This is a genomic window from Zhongshania sp. R06B22, from assembly GCF_040892595.1.
Lineage (GTDB): Bacteria > Pseudomonadota > Gammaproteobacteria > Pseudomonadales > Spongiibacteraceae > Spongiibacter > Spongiibacter arctica.
Genome location: NZ_JBFRYB010000001.1, coordinates 1408482 through 1421807 on the forward strand (window position 1 = coordinate 1408482; position 13326 = coordinate 1421807).

The 13326-nt window shown below is 50.8% G+C and carries 10 protein-coding genes; 6 read left to right on the forward strand and 4 right to left on the reverse strand.

From position 1 onward, the window contains the following. Position 1 precedes the first annotated feature (1 nt). Positions 2-589 carry a YajG family lipoprotein gene (locus tag AB4875_RS06400; protein ID WP_368375219.1) on the forward strand — a complete coding sequence of 196 codons (588 nt, stop codon included), beginning with the start codon at positions 2-4 and terminating at the stop codon, positions 587-589. 79 nt (positions 590-668) lie between these two features. Here AB4875_RS06400 and AB4875_RS06405 read toward each other — a convergent pair whose 3' ends face one another. After that, the gene (locus AB4875_RS06405) at positions 669-1664 is read right to left on the reverse strand and encodes an adenosine kinase (RefSeq protein ID WP_368375220.1); all 996 of its coding nucleotides are present in this window, start codon (positions 1662-1664) and stop codon (positions 669-671) included. Between the two features lie 164 nt (positions 1665-1828). Between AB4875_RS06405 and mrcB the strand changes: the two genes are divergently transcribed. Beyond that, on the forward strand, positions 1829-4123 hold the full coding sequence (gene mrcB / locus AB4875_RS06410; RefSeq protein ID WP_368375221.1) for a penicillin-binding protein 1B: 2295 nt from the start codon (positions 1829-1831) through the stop codon (positions 4121-4123). A gap of 20 nt (positions 4124-4143) precedes the next feature. Here the strand turns inward: mrcB and AB4875_RS06415 are convergent, their stop codons facing one another. Next, on the reverse strand, positions 4144-5598 hold the full coding sequence (locus tag AB4875_RS06415; protein WP_368375222.1) for an ATP-binding cassette domain-containing protein: 1455 nt from the start codon (positions 5596-5598) through the stop codon (positions 4144-4146). Between the two features lie 84 nt (positions 5599-5682). Continuing rightward, positions 5683-6558, reverse strand: coding sequence for an LOG family protein (locus tag AB4875_RS06420; protein ID WP_368375223.1), 876 nt, complete (start codon positions 6556-6558; stop codon positions 5683-5685). A 272-nt stretch (positions 6559-6830) separates the two neighbouring features. On the opposite strand from AB4875_RS06420, the gene nhaA reads away from it, so the two are divergent. Both nhaA and AB4875_RS06430 read left to right on the forward strand, forming a co-directional pair. Continuing rightward, positions 6831-8015, forward strand: coding sequence for a Na+/H+ antiporter NhaA (nhaA, locus tag AB4875_RS06425; protein WP_368375224.1), 1185 nt, complete (start codon positions 6831-6833; stop codon positions 8013-8015). A 200-nt stretch (positions 8016-8215) separates the two neighbouring features. Beyond that, positions 8216-9775 carry a cation:proton antiporter domain-containing protein gene (locus AB4875_RS06430; RefSeq protein WP_368375225.1) on the forward strand — a complete coding sequence of 520 codons (1560 nt, stop codon included), beginning with the start codon at positions 8216-8218 and terminating at the stop codon, positions 9773-9775. Between the two features lie 67 nt (positions 9776-9842). On the opposite strand, the gene AB4875_RS06435 is transcribed toward AB4875_RS06430, so the two are convergent. Then, positions 9843-10163, reverse strand: coding sequence for a hypothetical protein (locus AB4875_RS06435; RefSeq protein ID WP_368375226.1), 321 nt, complete (start codon positions 10161-10163; stop codon positions 9843-9845). An 86-nt stretch (positions 10164-10249) separates the two neighbouring features. Here AB4875_RS06435 and AB4875_RS06440 point away from each other — a divergent pair, with 86 nt between their 5' ends. Then, on the forward strand, positions 10250-12742 hold the full coding sequence (locus AB4875_RS06440; RefSeq protein WP_368375227.1) for a YadA-like family protein: 2493 nt from the start codon (positions 10250-10252) through the stop codon (positions 12740-12742). Beyond that, on the forward strand, positions 12736-13263 hold the full coding sequence (locus AB4875_RS06445; protein WP_368375228.1) for a hypothetical protein: 528 nt from the start codon (positions 12736-12738) through the stop codon (positions 13261-13263). The genes AB4875_RS06440 and AB4875_RS06445 overlap by 7 nt, the downstream gene beginning before the upstream one ends. Positions 13264-13326: the final 63 nt, after the last annotated feature.

A 13326-nucleotide genomic window follows, 5' to 3' on the forward strand; every position in this document is an offset into this window, starting at 1 on the left:
GATGAGCTATACAACTTTGATGAAAGGCTGTGTTTTAACGGCGGCGCTGCTGATAACGGCCTGCGCGCAGAGCCCCCAAGCCATTCAGGTGGCGCCGGAGTTCCCCGCCCCGACGCAGGTCAATGGCGACGGCAATCCGGTGCATATTCGGGTTAGCGACCAGCGCGCGAATAAGGTGTTGGGCAGTCGTGGCGGCGCCTACCGTGAAACCTCGGTTATCACCCTCGCAAACGATCTGTCTTTACCTGTCGAGACGGCCTTGTCTGCTTATATGGCCGCCATGGGCTACGATGTTAATAGCTTGGATCCAAATACCACAGACGTGCATGTCATTTTTAGCTCCTTGGTTTACGACCATCCTAAGGAATATGGCCTAGGCTATGACATGGATATGATGGCGGGCGTAGAAGTTGAAGTAAGGCGTGGCAATGAACACTACGAGGGTCGCTACCGTATAAAGCGCAATCAAAAGTTTTTTAATGCGCCCAGCAATTCCCACAACAGTCAGCTGGTGAATGACCTAGTGGCAGAAGTCTTAGTCAGTATGTTTTCAGATCCAAAATTAGTGGCGTTTCTGAAAAGAAATTAAGATCGGATAAATTATTAGAGCGATAAAAAAGGCAGAACTCCTTGCGGGGTTCTGCCTTTTTCGTGCCCGAGCGCGTGTTTTAGGCAAGACGTGCCAGTAACTCGCGGTGACGTGGCCCGGCTAGACGCGGGCCGTATTGAGATACCACCTCGGCAGCAGCGAGACTCGCTAATTCGCCGGCTTTCTTAAAGTCGTGGCCGTGGGTGATCGCATAAAGAAAGGCACCTGCAAACATATCGCCGGCACCATTAGTGTCTACGGCTTTCACTTTATGGCCGGCAATGGTGTGGAGCTGTTCGCCATCGAACACCAATGCGCCTTTGGCGCCGAGGGTGATGGCAAAGGTTTTGCTGATCTTTTTCAGCGCAATTACCGCGTCATCAAGTGATTCACTTTGCGCCCAGCCCAAGGCCTCTGCTTCATTGCAGAAAATAAGGTCTACCCCATTGCCGAGCATTTCCGCTAAACCATCGCGGAAGAAACTGACCATGCCGGGGTCTGAAAAACTCAGTGCGGTTTTAACACCGCTGCGCTCGGCAATACTACGACCGGCAACGGCGGCGGCGCGGCCGGTGTCAGAAGTGACCAAATAGCCTTCGGCATAGAAGTATTCGGAATCGCTAAGTGCGGCTTCGTTGATCTCATCAATGGACAGCGTTGCACTGATGCCTAAGTGCGTATTCATGCTGCGTTCGGCATCAGGGCTAATTAAGACTAGGCATTTTCCGGTGACACCGGCGGCCTTGTCGCCGTCGAAATCGGCATCAACACCGGCCGCTTTAATATCGTTCATAAAAAAATCGCCGTGCTCATCGTTGGCGACTTTGCAAGAATAGTAGTTTGTGGCGCCAAAATACGCGGCCGCAACAACGGAGTTACAGGCCGAGCCACCGCTGGTTGAACTGGCATGAACCATATGGCCGCTGAGCTTGTCCAACAATTCTTGTTGGCGAGGCTCATCAACGAGTGTCATAAGGCCTTTTTCAACGCCGAGCGTGCCTAGCTCTTGGTCGCTAATTTCAATTTCGGTATCGACGAGTGCAGCGCCAATACCGTAGAGGTGATATTTTTTCATCTTATTTGCCAGTTACTTGCGGTAAAGTGCCGCTATTATCCGGTTTGAAGATCGATTTGCAATGCGTTAGCGCTTGAATACCGATGACAGGGGGCGGCTGTGGCAGTATTGGCGCTGTATATAAAGTGTTATGTGTATTAATGAATATTATTTGGTTGTAATCCATGGCTAAAAAATCTCCAAAGAACCTTGCTAGTAAGTTTCGAAATATTCGCTGGCTGAGTCTAGGCTTGAAAGTCTCCCTAGTGGGTTTGGTGTTGTTGCTGATTTTGTTTGCCTACAGCGATGCCAAGGTACGTGGCGCGTTTGACGCCAAACGCTATGAGCAGCCAGCCAAAGTTTATGCCCGGCCATTAGTGCTGGCGTCGGGTGCAATTTTGACTGCGTATGAGCTTGAATCAGAGCTGGGCGAGCTGGGTTATCGTTCAAGGCGCTTGGTGAATGAGCCTGGAACCTACTATCGACAGGGCGATCATTTCTCGATATTTCTGCGCCCATTCGCGTTTGCTGATGGTGAACGGCCCGCGCGTAAAATAGAGTTAGAGATGGCCCCGACCACTGTTGGCGTGGTGCGCGATACCTTGGGTGAGCGCATCGCCGAAGAGCAATTAGATCCCATGGTGATCGGTGGGGTGTATCCGGGCCGCCATGAAGACCGTCTGATGCTTGGCCTTGCGGAAGTCCCGCAGATGTTAGTGGAAACCTTGGTGCAGGTTGAGGATCAGCATTTCTATAGCCATTTCGGTATTTCACCGCGCAGTATTGCTCGCGCATTGCTGGTGAATATTAAAGCAGGTCGCACTGTGCAGGGTGGTAGTACCTTGACTCAGCAGCTGGTTAAAAACACCATTCTCAGCAATGAACGCAGTCTTTGGCGCAAGGCCAAAGAGGCGGTGATGTCGATTCTCACTGAAATGCATTACAGCAAAGATCGCATTCTTGAAGCCTATATTAATGAAGTGTATCTGGGGCAGGAGGGCAATCGTGCGATTCACGGTTTTGGTTTAGCGGCACGCCACTATTTTAACCGGCCTTTAAATGAGTTAAATCTGGCGCAAATATCGATGTTAGTTGGTTTAGTCAAAGGTCCGTCTTACTACGATCCTTGGCGCCACCCCGAGCGCGCTAAAAATCGCCGAAATATTGTTATGGGCGAATTGGCTGAGCAAGGTTGGTTAACGCCTGCGCAGTTGTCCGCTTGGCAGAAAGAGCCCTTGGAATTAGCGAAGACCTCGGCATTGGACGGGGTATATCCGGCTTATGTTGATTTGGTTCGTCGACAGCTTAGTCGCGATTATCAAAGTAAAGAATTACAGAATAGTGGGCTGCGAATTTTCACACCCTTCGATCCGGTATTGCAGCGGCGGGCTGAGAAAGCCACGGTTAGATCCTTGGCGCGGCTGGAAAGCCGCCAAAAAGATCTGCAAGTCGCGATGGTGGTGACGCGGGTTAATAGCGGTGATGTGGTGGCGGTGATCGGTGGCAAACGACCGCGATATGCTGGTTTTAATCGGGCCTTGGATGCCCTGCGCCCCATTGGCTCTCTGGCTAAGCCGGCGGTATTTTTGGCGGCATGGAATCAGCCGCGTTCCTATAATTTACTTACCCGAGTTTCGGACGCGCCGGTCAGTATACCGAATGCCGACGGTTCACTCTGGAAGCCCTCTAATTACGATCATAAATCCCATGGCGATGTGCCTTTGCACACCGCACTGGCGCATTCTTACAACCTTGCCACTGCCCGTTTGGGAATGGAGGTGGGTTTGAACAATGTGATGGATATGTTTCAGCGTTTGGGGATTAAGCGGCCGCTGCTAGAGGTGCCCTCAATGTTGCTAGGCGCGGCAGAATTGGCGCCTATAGAAGTCGCCGCCATGTACCAGACGATTGCTGCTGACGGGCGCTATACACCGCTGCGCACTATTTACGCGATCGCTGATAGCGACGGTAAATTATTGGCGCGCTATCCGCAAAAGCCCAGGCAAGTTGTGAACCCAGCAGCGGTGCATATCTTGCAATACGCGATGTTGGAAACCGTCCGCGAAGGCACTGGCAAGGGGGTTTACAAGGTTTTGCCAAAGGATTATCGGGTGGCAGGTAAAACCGGGACCAGTAACAAAACCCGCGATTCATGGTTTGCCGGTTTTGCCGGTGATTATATGGCGGTGGTGTGGATGGGTTTAGATAATAATGCGTCAACAGGATTAACGGGGGCCAGCGGCGCGCTGACGGTGTGGCGACAATTTATGGCGGAGGCCAGCACCGAGCAAATGCCCTTCTCCCAAATAGCGGGTGTGGATTACCAATGGGTAGATGGAGAGACGGCCAAGCTCACCCAGTCTTGGTGTGAGGGCGCACGCTATATGCCCTTTATGAGTGGCAGCGCGCCGACTGAAAGTGGTGGTTGCGCCCCCGACGGTGAGAAAATGTGGCGCTGGTTTAAAGGCGTCTTTGATTGATTTCAAACGCCTTTATATATTTAAGATTCACGGATTTGGGCGGTATAGCCGCCTTGGTCCGAGGGTACTAAATCCAAAAATTGGTTTATGCACTCCGGTACTTCTTCGCTGCGATGACTCACAAATAGAATCCGAGTTTGGCCGTGGCTGGCAATTTGATCGACCGCACCTAATAGTTTAGATTTCTGTTCATTGTCTAAACCAATACAGGGTTCATCTAAAATTAAAATACGCGGTGATTTCACCATTGCCCGCGCCAGCAAAATCATGCGCTGCTCACCAAAAGACAAGCGATCAAAGCGATGTTCCTTGAGTGGTAATAGCTCAAGTGCCTCAAGCCAAGCGACTAGTAATTGGCGCTGAGTTTCACTGTAATCGGTATACAGGCCTACCGAGTCGAATAGACCAGACGCAACCACGTCGATGACTTTGGTGCGCTTTAAATTACTCATTTGCATGCTGGCATTGAGCAGGCCGAATTGAGATTTTACCTCCCAAATACTTTCGCCACTGCCGCGTCGGCGGCCAAATAAAAATACTTGTTGGCCGTAGGCTTTGTCATTTTCACCGCACAAGAGACCGAGTAAAGTGGATTTTCCCGCGCCATTAGGGCCACTGATACAGCAGTGCTGGTGGGGCATTAGAGTCCAATTAATGTCGCTCAATACTTGCTTGCCGCGGAAGTTGACACTGATGTCTCGCAGTTCCAGCAAGGCAGTATCTGCTGGATGAGCTGGCGCTTCGGCAATAGGTAGAGGTTTGGCGTAATGATGGACGGTTTTGGCTTGTCGCTTTGCCTCTGCGGCTGAGCATTCACCAAGGATCTTGCCGTGTGCCATATTAAATACCGTGTCGATGGCATCGGGAATATCGTTGGCGTCCTTGGTGAGCAGCACCAGTGGTGTGCTAGAGCCGACTAGCTCTGCCAATAGGCTATGCATTTCCGCTTGGGCTTTTACGTCTAAGCCCTCAAAGGGGTTGTCTAAAATGAGGGCGGCGGGCTTGGCGAATAGTGCGCGTGCCAGCAGGGCTTTTCGGCTTTCGCCGGTGGAAATATAGCGAATGCCTTGGTCGAGAATATGGCCTATACCCAAGCGCGAGCAGAGATGCTCAAACTCTGCAGTGGCTGGCTGTCCTTGCAAGACAATATTTTTGACGGTGGTGCCAACGTCGAAGGCGTCTTCTCTGGTTTCGCTATCGTCGAATCGACTGTCGCGCTCCATTAGTTCACGTTGTAAATCAAAGGATATATAGGCAATGTCGGCGGGCCCAATACTGTCGGTATAATGCACTTCGCCGCTGTTTGGCCGCAGGGTATCGGTAATGAGTTTAGCTAATGTGGTTTTGCCCGCACCATTGCCACCAAGAATTGCGATGTGCTGCCGCTGCGGCCACTGCCAATTAAAATCGTCAAGGATGGGGTCGAGTTGATAGGCAAAACGAATGTGCTCAAAGCGGACGATTGGGGCAGACATGTGAAACCGTTTAACTGAAAAATAATCGCTAATGATATCATATAGAAGAGCGCCAATAGAGACCTTGGCGCTCGATCCTTGTCGCTAGCAGCTTAAGCACTCGCCGGGGCTTAGCTCGTAGAAATCAACGATTTGCTGCCAAGCTTGTTCAGCGGTATCCACAATCGAAATCATATTGACGTCGTCAGGGCTGATCACGCCTTCGTCACGTAAAAATTCGAGATTGATCGCCTGGCGCCAAAACTCATGACCAAGGAGGATGACCGGCACCCGTTTGGACTTGCCGGTTTGAATCAGTGTGAGGGCTTCGAAGAGCTCGTCAAAGGTGCCAAAGCCGCCGGGGCAAACAATGACCGCCTTAGCGCGCAGCATAAAGTGCATTTTGCGTATGCCAAAGTAGTGAAAGCGAAAGCAAAACTCCGGGCTAATATAGGGATTGGGTGCTTGCTCGTGGGGCAGTACAATATTTAAGCCTATGGATTTACCACCCGCTTCCATGGCGCCGCGATTTGCCGCCTCCATAATTCCTGGGCCGCCGCCGGTCACGACGTAGAGTTGTTCGCTGGGGTCACAGTTCGATGAGTGCGCGGTAATAAGCTCACCTAAGCGTTGCGCTTGCTGGTAGTAGTGACTATTGCGTTGATCACGTTTGCTCGCGCGGATTTTAGCCGGGTCACCGCCGGCCTCGGCGGCTTTGAAGGCAATATCGGCGTCCTCTGGCGATAAAAATCGAGCGCTGCCAAAAATAACGATTGTCGACTCAACGCCGTGCTCCTTGAGGATCATTTCCGGCTTTTGTAATTCTAAGTGAAAGCGCAGGCCTCGCAGTTCCTCGCGCAATAAAAAATCTTGGTCGGTATAGGCCAGTCGATACGCCTCTGGCATGTCTTCTAGCTTGCTGGGCATTTCCTCGCGGGCAGAGGGGAAGTTAGCGCCGCGCAGTTTTGATTTGTTCGCCATTTATTATGTCCTTCCTAGTGACTTGCTCCTTATGCTGCGTCAAGTTGTGTTTGGGAGCAAGGCTTGTTTCGGTGCTACTATTTTAGCTGTAGCGAGTGCTTGTCATTCAGTTTGTAAAGAACATCAAAAAACTCAGTATTTCTTGTGTTGGCTAGGCCAGTAGGTATGATCCTTGCTGTTAAGCGCTGGAATGCAGTGCTTAGCCAAGATCAGAGCCGGTGCGTGCATCTGTTTTTTGGTGCAATATTATAATGACGTAGTTGTAGGTGTTTATGACCCAGTTAGATGACTCATTTATCAAAAATTTTTTAAAACAAGAATCGGCCGGTGGCATTATATTGGTTTTTGCTGGCGCCTTAGCGATGGTGTTGGCGAATAGTCCCCTCGTCAGTTTCTATAATTTATTGATCGACACCCCCGTGGTAGTGCAAGTCGGCGCACTCAAGCTCGCCAAGCCGCTGCTATTGTGGGTGAATGATGGCTTTATGGCGGTGTTCTTTTTACTAGTTGGTTTGGAACTCAAACGGGAGTTCATAGAGGGCGAGCTGTCAGACTACCGCAACGTGATATTGCCCGGCTTGGGCGCTGTAGGAGGCATGGCGGTGCCTGCGTTAATCTATATATTTCTTAACCCCAACGATCCGGTGGCGCAGCGCGGTTGGGCAATTCCCACTGCGACGGATATCGCCTTTGCCTTAGGCGTTTTGAGTCTATTGGGATCACGTGTACCCCTTACCCTAAAAGTGTTTCTAACCGTATTGGCGATATTCGATGATATTGGCGCCATACTCATTATCGCTTTTTTCTACACCAGTAATATTTCGACGACAGCGCTAATGGTCGCGGCGATATGTATTGTGGTGCTGTGGTATTTAAATCGGCGTGGCGTCGATGAGTTTAGCCCGTATCTTATCGTTGGTCTGGTGATGTGGGTTGCCCTAGTCAAGTCGGGTGTCCACGCTACTTTGGGCGGCGTGGTGCTGGCGATGTTTGTGCCCATGCGTGCTAAGGATCCAAAAAAGAGTTCCCCCGCTAAGTCTTTGGAACACGATCTTCACAGTGTCGTGGCGTTTTTTATCTTACCGGTGTTCGCGTTCTGCAACTCGGGGATTAGTTTTAGTGGCATGGGCTTAGAGCATATTCTGCACCCAGTGCCTCTGGGTATTACCCTCGGTTTGTTTGTCGGCAAGCAGCTAGGTGTGTTTTTGTTTTGTTGGGTGGGCATAAAGCTTAATTTCACTCGCTTACCCGACGGTATGTCGTGGGCATCCTTGTATGGTACTGCCTTACTCTGTGGTATTGGTTTTACTATGAGTCTGTTTATTGGCTCACTGGCGTTTGAAGAGACGGGTGTTAACCGCATGTTCGATGAGCGCTTGGGGATAATTTTGGGATCGCTATTATCCGGCGGGCTTGGCTATATTGTGTTGCGCTACAGTTTGAAGGCCGAGAAATAGTTAGAAACGTCGTACTAATCGATGGAGCTTTACGTCAAGTGCGGTGCCGTCTCGCATAGAGTATCTGACTTTTATGGTGTTGCTACCCTTTGTATTGACCGGCGTTTATGGCGTCGCTATAGGGGCGGGCCGCTCATATATTTACTGGGCGTAGAACTTGCTTGGGGTGTTTTGCAAATTTGAGGAATGGGTAAATACTGATGATTGAGCCTGTATTGGTGGGCGTCGCTTTTTTGGCGGGTTTAGCGTTTCGACGTGTTGGCATGCCGCCGCTACTAGGATATCTATTAGCAGGGTTTTTAGCCGGCGGTTTACAGCTTGGCGATGCAGATGTTATCAATGTGTTGTCGGATGTGGGCATTATCCTGCTGCTATTCACTATTGGTTTAAAGCTTAATGTGCGCGAGTTACTGGCGCCGCAAATATGGGCCACAGCATCTTTGCACACCATCATTGTGGTGCCGCTAACGTCACTAATGTTAATGGGACTAGTGTTGTTAATGCCCGGTATTGGCGGCATGGACACGACTGTTGCCTTGACGCTAGCCTTTGCCTTATCGTTTTCCAGTACCGTATTTGCAGTCAAAATTTTTGATGAGCGTGGTGAGGGCTCCGCCTTACACGCTAAAATCGCGATTGGTATCTTAATTGTTCAAGATATTTTTGCCGTCAGTTATTTAGTTTTATCAGCCGATCGCGCGCCATCACCCTGGGCGTTTGCCTTGCTGGGCTTGCCCTTACTGAGACCGCTGCTGGTGTTTTTGTTAAAACAGGCCGGACATGGTGAATTGCTGGTTTTGTTTGGTATTGCCGTTGCACTCGGGAGTGCAGAATTATTTGAAATGGTCCATCTGAAGGCAGGCTTAGGTGCCTTGTTATTTGGCATTTTGTTGTCCGGTGTAGATAAGAGTGTGGAACTCTATAAGAGCCTCATTAATTTTAAAGATATATTCCTCACTGCCTTTTTCCTTAGTATTGGTTACACCGGTCTTCCTAGCGGTGACATGCTATTGGTTGCCCTGGTGATTGCGTCATTAATTATTATTCGGCCACTGATTTATTTTGGGCTTCTACTGATGTTTCGGCTGCGGGCGCGAACCTCACTACTAGTGGGTCTGTCGTTGTTCAATTATAGCGAGTTTGGTTTGATTGTGGCTGCAATGGCGGTCAAGGGTGGGCAGCTTCCCGAAGTATGGTTAACGACCTTGGCGGTGGCGATGGCCCTGTCGCTGTTTATTGCCGTGCCCTTCAATACCCACGTACATTCACTCTATGCTCGGTTAGCGACTCGTCTGCAGAAAATGGAGCGCAGCGAGCTGCTAGTGCAGGAGCGCCCCGTTGATTTGGGCGAAGCCGAAATAGTGATTTTTGGTATGGGCCGCATTGGCAGTGGTGCTTATGACTACCTGAGTCAGCATTACCCAGATAAGATCGTTGGCGTTGAGGAGAGTGCAGACAAAGCCTTAAAACTGCGCTTGGCTGGTATATCTTGTGTGCCGGGAGACGCCAGTGACCGCGATTTTCTAGAGCGCGCGGAACTCCATCGCCGCAAGATGGTATTGGTCAGCTTGACCAACCATTCTGAAAATGTCGATGTTGTTAAGCTTCTTCAACAGCTTAATTACAAAGGCAATATTGCGGTCGTCTCGAGGTTCTCCGATCAGCAGGAAGAATTGATAAGTATGGGATGCATCACCTTTAACCTCTACGCAGAAGCGGGTCACGGTTTTGCTGAACGAGTAATGGAAGAGATGGTTTAGAATACTTGCCGTGACAAGACCGTGCCTCATGTTTTTCTAGTGGGGCTACCTGTATATTCCACTAAATTTACCATCTTCCGAATATTTTTGAATTGACGCTGATCCGCTTCAGATGTGAATACGTAGTTACCCCTATAGCAAAATAATTAAAACGGCTAAAAAGCCGGAAATTAGGGGTAAAAGGCTTGCCTAGGTCGGTCATTTTTAGTGATTTATCACGCTGGATTAAAGTCGGAGGACAGCAATATGGTGCTGTGCCGTGCGTCTGTTTCCGTGTTTTTTTAGCTCCTTTAACGTTTTCAGTCAAATCAAGCCCAATACTATCGCTCGCGCTGCTGACAATTAATTCGATTGTTTTGGTGGCCTTGTTGCGTTCTTTAATCCTCAAATTTTTAGTCCTTCCGTTCAATTTGCTGTGCGAGTTGTCGGTATTTCGTGTGCCAAAGTCCCACCGTCTGCCTATGGAGGCAAATAATGAAAATTAATAATAAAAGATGGCAACTTAAATTAGGAAGTTCGCAAGCGACTATACATGGTCGCGTTCGTGGAACTCTATTGAGTGCGCTAATTACCCTGCCACTGCTTTTGGGTGGCAATGAAAGTGCTGCTTTTGAATGTACAGATTCCGGCGCTCCCGGCAGTGTCGCTTCTGACGACAACGGTGTGGTTAGCAATACCGCCTGTGGCAACGCTGCGACGGCCGCTGGTACCGAATCAACTGCGATTGGTAACGAAGCTTCAGCTATTGGTGTAGATGCTACAGCTGTTGGCACAATGGCAAATGCAAACGGTAATTCCACTACAGCGGTGGGCGGAGAGTCGATTGCAGATGGCATCGCCGCTACAGCTTTTGGCTGGAAATCCAATGCGACTGGCGAGCGCGCACACGCGCTAGGTCATCTTGCTACTGCAACAGGTGATCGCACCTTGGCTGTTGGCGAAGCTGCTGCGGCCGCAGGCGAACAGGCCAGTGCAATCGGCAACGAAGCATCTGCGACCGGTATTGATGCAACCGCGATAGGTACGCAATCGCTTGCTAATGGTAATTCGACCACAGCCGTTGGTGGTGAGTCTACTGCTGACGGTCTAGCGGCGACGGCCTACGGTTGGAAATCTAATGCCACTGGTGAGCGCGCGCATGCCGTGGGTCATCTTGCCACTGCAACAGGTGACCGCACCTTGGCGGTTGGCGAAGCTGCTACGGCCGCAGGCGAACAGGCCAGTGCAATCGGCAACGAAGCATCTGCTACGGGTGTGGATGCAACCGCGATCGGTACGCAATCACTTGCTAATGGTAATTCGACCACTGCCGTTGGTGGTGAGTCTACCGCTGACGGCCTAGCGGCAACGGCCTACGGTTGGAAATCCAATGCCACTGGCGAGCGCGCGCATGCCGTGGGTCATCTTGCCACTGCAACAGGCGACCGCACCTTGGCAGTTGGCGAAGCTGCTATCGCAACTGGAGAGCAGGCCAGTGCAATCGGTAACGAAGCATCTGCTGCGGGTGTTGATGCAACCGCGATAGGTACGCAAGCAGTTGCTAATGGTAATTCGACTACTACCGTCGGTGGAGAATCTGTAGCCACGGGTCCAGGTGCGACCGCATTTGGTTGGCGGTCAGGTGCTAACTCAGAGCGCGCTACTGCGCTCGGTCATTTAGCGCAAGCCGATGGTGTGCGCTCGACAGCTGTTGGTGAAGCTGCGTCTGCACAAGGTTTGGAGTCTGTCGCGATTGGTAATGAATCGAGTGCAACAGGTATAGACGCGATGGCGATAGGTACGATGGCTGTTGCTAACGGAAATTCAACGACAACGGTGGGCGGCGAATCGGTTGCGACTGGCCCAGGCGCAACTGCGTACGGCTGGAAATCTGGTGCTAATGCAGAACGTGCAACGGCCTTAGGTCATTTGGCGCAGGCAGATGGTGTGCGTTCTACGGCGGTCGGTGAAGCTGCGTCTGCACAAGGTTTGGAGTCCGTCGCGATTGGTAATGAATCGAGTGCAACAGGCGTTGATGCCATGGCAATAGGTACGATGGCTGTTGCTAACGGAAATTCAACGACAACGGTGGGCGGCGAATCGGTTGCGACTGGCCCAGGCGCAACTGCATTTGGCTGGCGGTCAGGTGCGAACTCCGAGAGAGCGACTGCGTTAGGTCATTTGGCGCAGGCAGATGGTGTGCGTTCTACGGCGGTCGGTGAAGCTGCGTCCGCACAAGGTTTAGAGTCTGTCGCCATCGGTAATGAAGCCAGTGCAACAGGCGTTGATGCAATGGCGATAGGTACGATGGCCGTTGCAAACGGAAATTCTACGACTACCGTCGGTGGTGAATCTGTTGCGACAGGTCCTGGTGCGACAGCCTATGGTTGGAAGTCAGGTGCAAATGCAGAGCGCTCAACAGCGCTTGGTCACTTAGCGCAGGCTAACGGTGTTCGTTCCGTAGCGGTGGGTGAAGCGGCGACTGCGGGCGGTGTTCGTTCGGTTGCGATTGGTGACGGCGCTAACGCGGCTCAGGATAACGCCATAGCAATTGGTGCAGGTGCTACAACAAGTCGCGCAAACCAAGTTGTATTGGGTACGTCAACGAGTACTTACACAACACCTGGTATAACGTCTGCAGCGAGTCGCGGGGCTCAGTCCGGACCAACTGAGATCGTGACGTCGGACGCTAATGGCAATTTGGCAACGGATGGTGGTGCGACATTTGCCCAGATGCGGGAAAATCGGGAGTCAATTGATGATAACCGTGGTGGTATCGCCCTAGCGATGGCATTGAGCACACCTTATGTTCCCGCTGGTCAAAGATTTGCGTTGAGCATTGGTGCAGGCTATTTTGAAGGTGAGGAAGCCACTGCGCTGTCAGGCGCTATTCGCGCTACCGAATCTGTTCAGTTTGAATTCGGTGTTGGTAGCGGCAAAAGTAATTCTACTGTAGGTGGCCGTGTTGGGATGACTGCTTCATGGTAAGACGTTTGACTACGATGGCCCCCGATTTTCGGGGGTTTGTTTTGCTTAGGTCGATGTTTTTGGTGTGCATGTTTTATGTAATATCTTGGAATGCGCACGCTGACGACGATGTGAAAAAGTTTGAAGTCGGCGAAGCTGCTCGGGTTTTGTGGTCTACTTTTTTAGCGATTGAGCAAGGTAATGACACCTTGAATTATTCGGTGTTTCGAGAAATTGCCGCACCGGAGTTTCAGCGCAAAAATACGACTGACGATATTGCTGAGTTGTTTCTTGGTTTGAGAAAGTCAGGTGTCGATCTAAGTCGGGCTTTATTGCTTCAGCCAGAGTATGAGATTGCACCGCAGATTGGAGCGACGGGTTTATTACGTATGCGCGGTAAATTCGCTTTGCCTCCGGAGGTGGTGAATTTTGATTTGCTCTACCAGATGATTTACGGTGAGTGGCGCCTTTTGGGTGTTGCCGTCGTGACTGGAATGGAAAACGCTACAATAGAAAAACGACGTTTCTGGTTTAGAAGGTAATCGTTGTTTTTTTGTATGAAGATTCGTCTTCCTACAAAAGTAAATTGCCGGCGGTGCGGCTAC

What these genes read in the sequence shown, in the direction of transcription:
- AB4875_RS06430 (WP_368375225.1), top strand. Translation starts at nt 8,216, where the DNA reads ATGATTGAGCCTGTATTGGTGGGCGTCGCTTTTTTGGCGGGTTTAGCG.
- AB4875_RS06415 (WP_368375222.1), bottom strand. Translation starts at nt 5,598, where the DNA reads ATGTCTGCCCCAATCGTCCGCTTTGAGCACATTCGTTTTGCCTATCAA.
- mrcB (WP_368375221.1), top strand. Translation starts at nt 1,829, where the DNA reads ATGGCTAAAAAATCTCCAAAGAACCTTGCTAGTAAGTTTCGAAATATT.
- AB4875_RS06440 (WP_368375227.1), top strand. Translation starts at nt 10,250, where the DNA reads ATGAAAATTAATAATAAAAGATGGCAACTTAAATTAGGAAGTTCGCAA.
- AB4875_RS06405 (WP_368375220.1), bottom strand. Translation starts at nt 1,664, where the DNA reads ATGAAAAAATATCACCTCTACGGTATTGGCGCTGCACTCGTCGATACC.
- AB4875_RS06420 (WP_368375223.1), bottom strand. Translation starts at nt 6,558, where the DNA reads ATGGCGAACAAATCAAAACTGCGCGGCGCTAACTTCCCCTCTGCCCGC.
- AB4875_RS06400 (WP_368375219.1), top strand. Translation starts at nt 2, where the DNA reads ATGAGCTATACAACTTTGATGAAAGGCTGTGTTTTAACGGCGGCGCTG.
- nhaA (WP_368375224.1), top strand. Translation starts at nt 6,831, where the DNA reads ATGACCCAGTTAGATGACTCATTTATCAAAAATTTTTTAAAACAAGAA.
- AB4875_RS06445 (WP_368375228.1), top strand. Translation starts at nt 12,736, where the DNA reads ATGGTAAGACGTTTGACTACGATGGCCCCCGATTTTCGGGGGTTTGTT.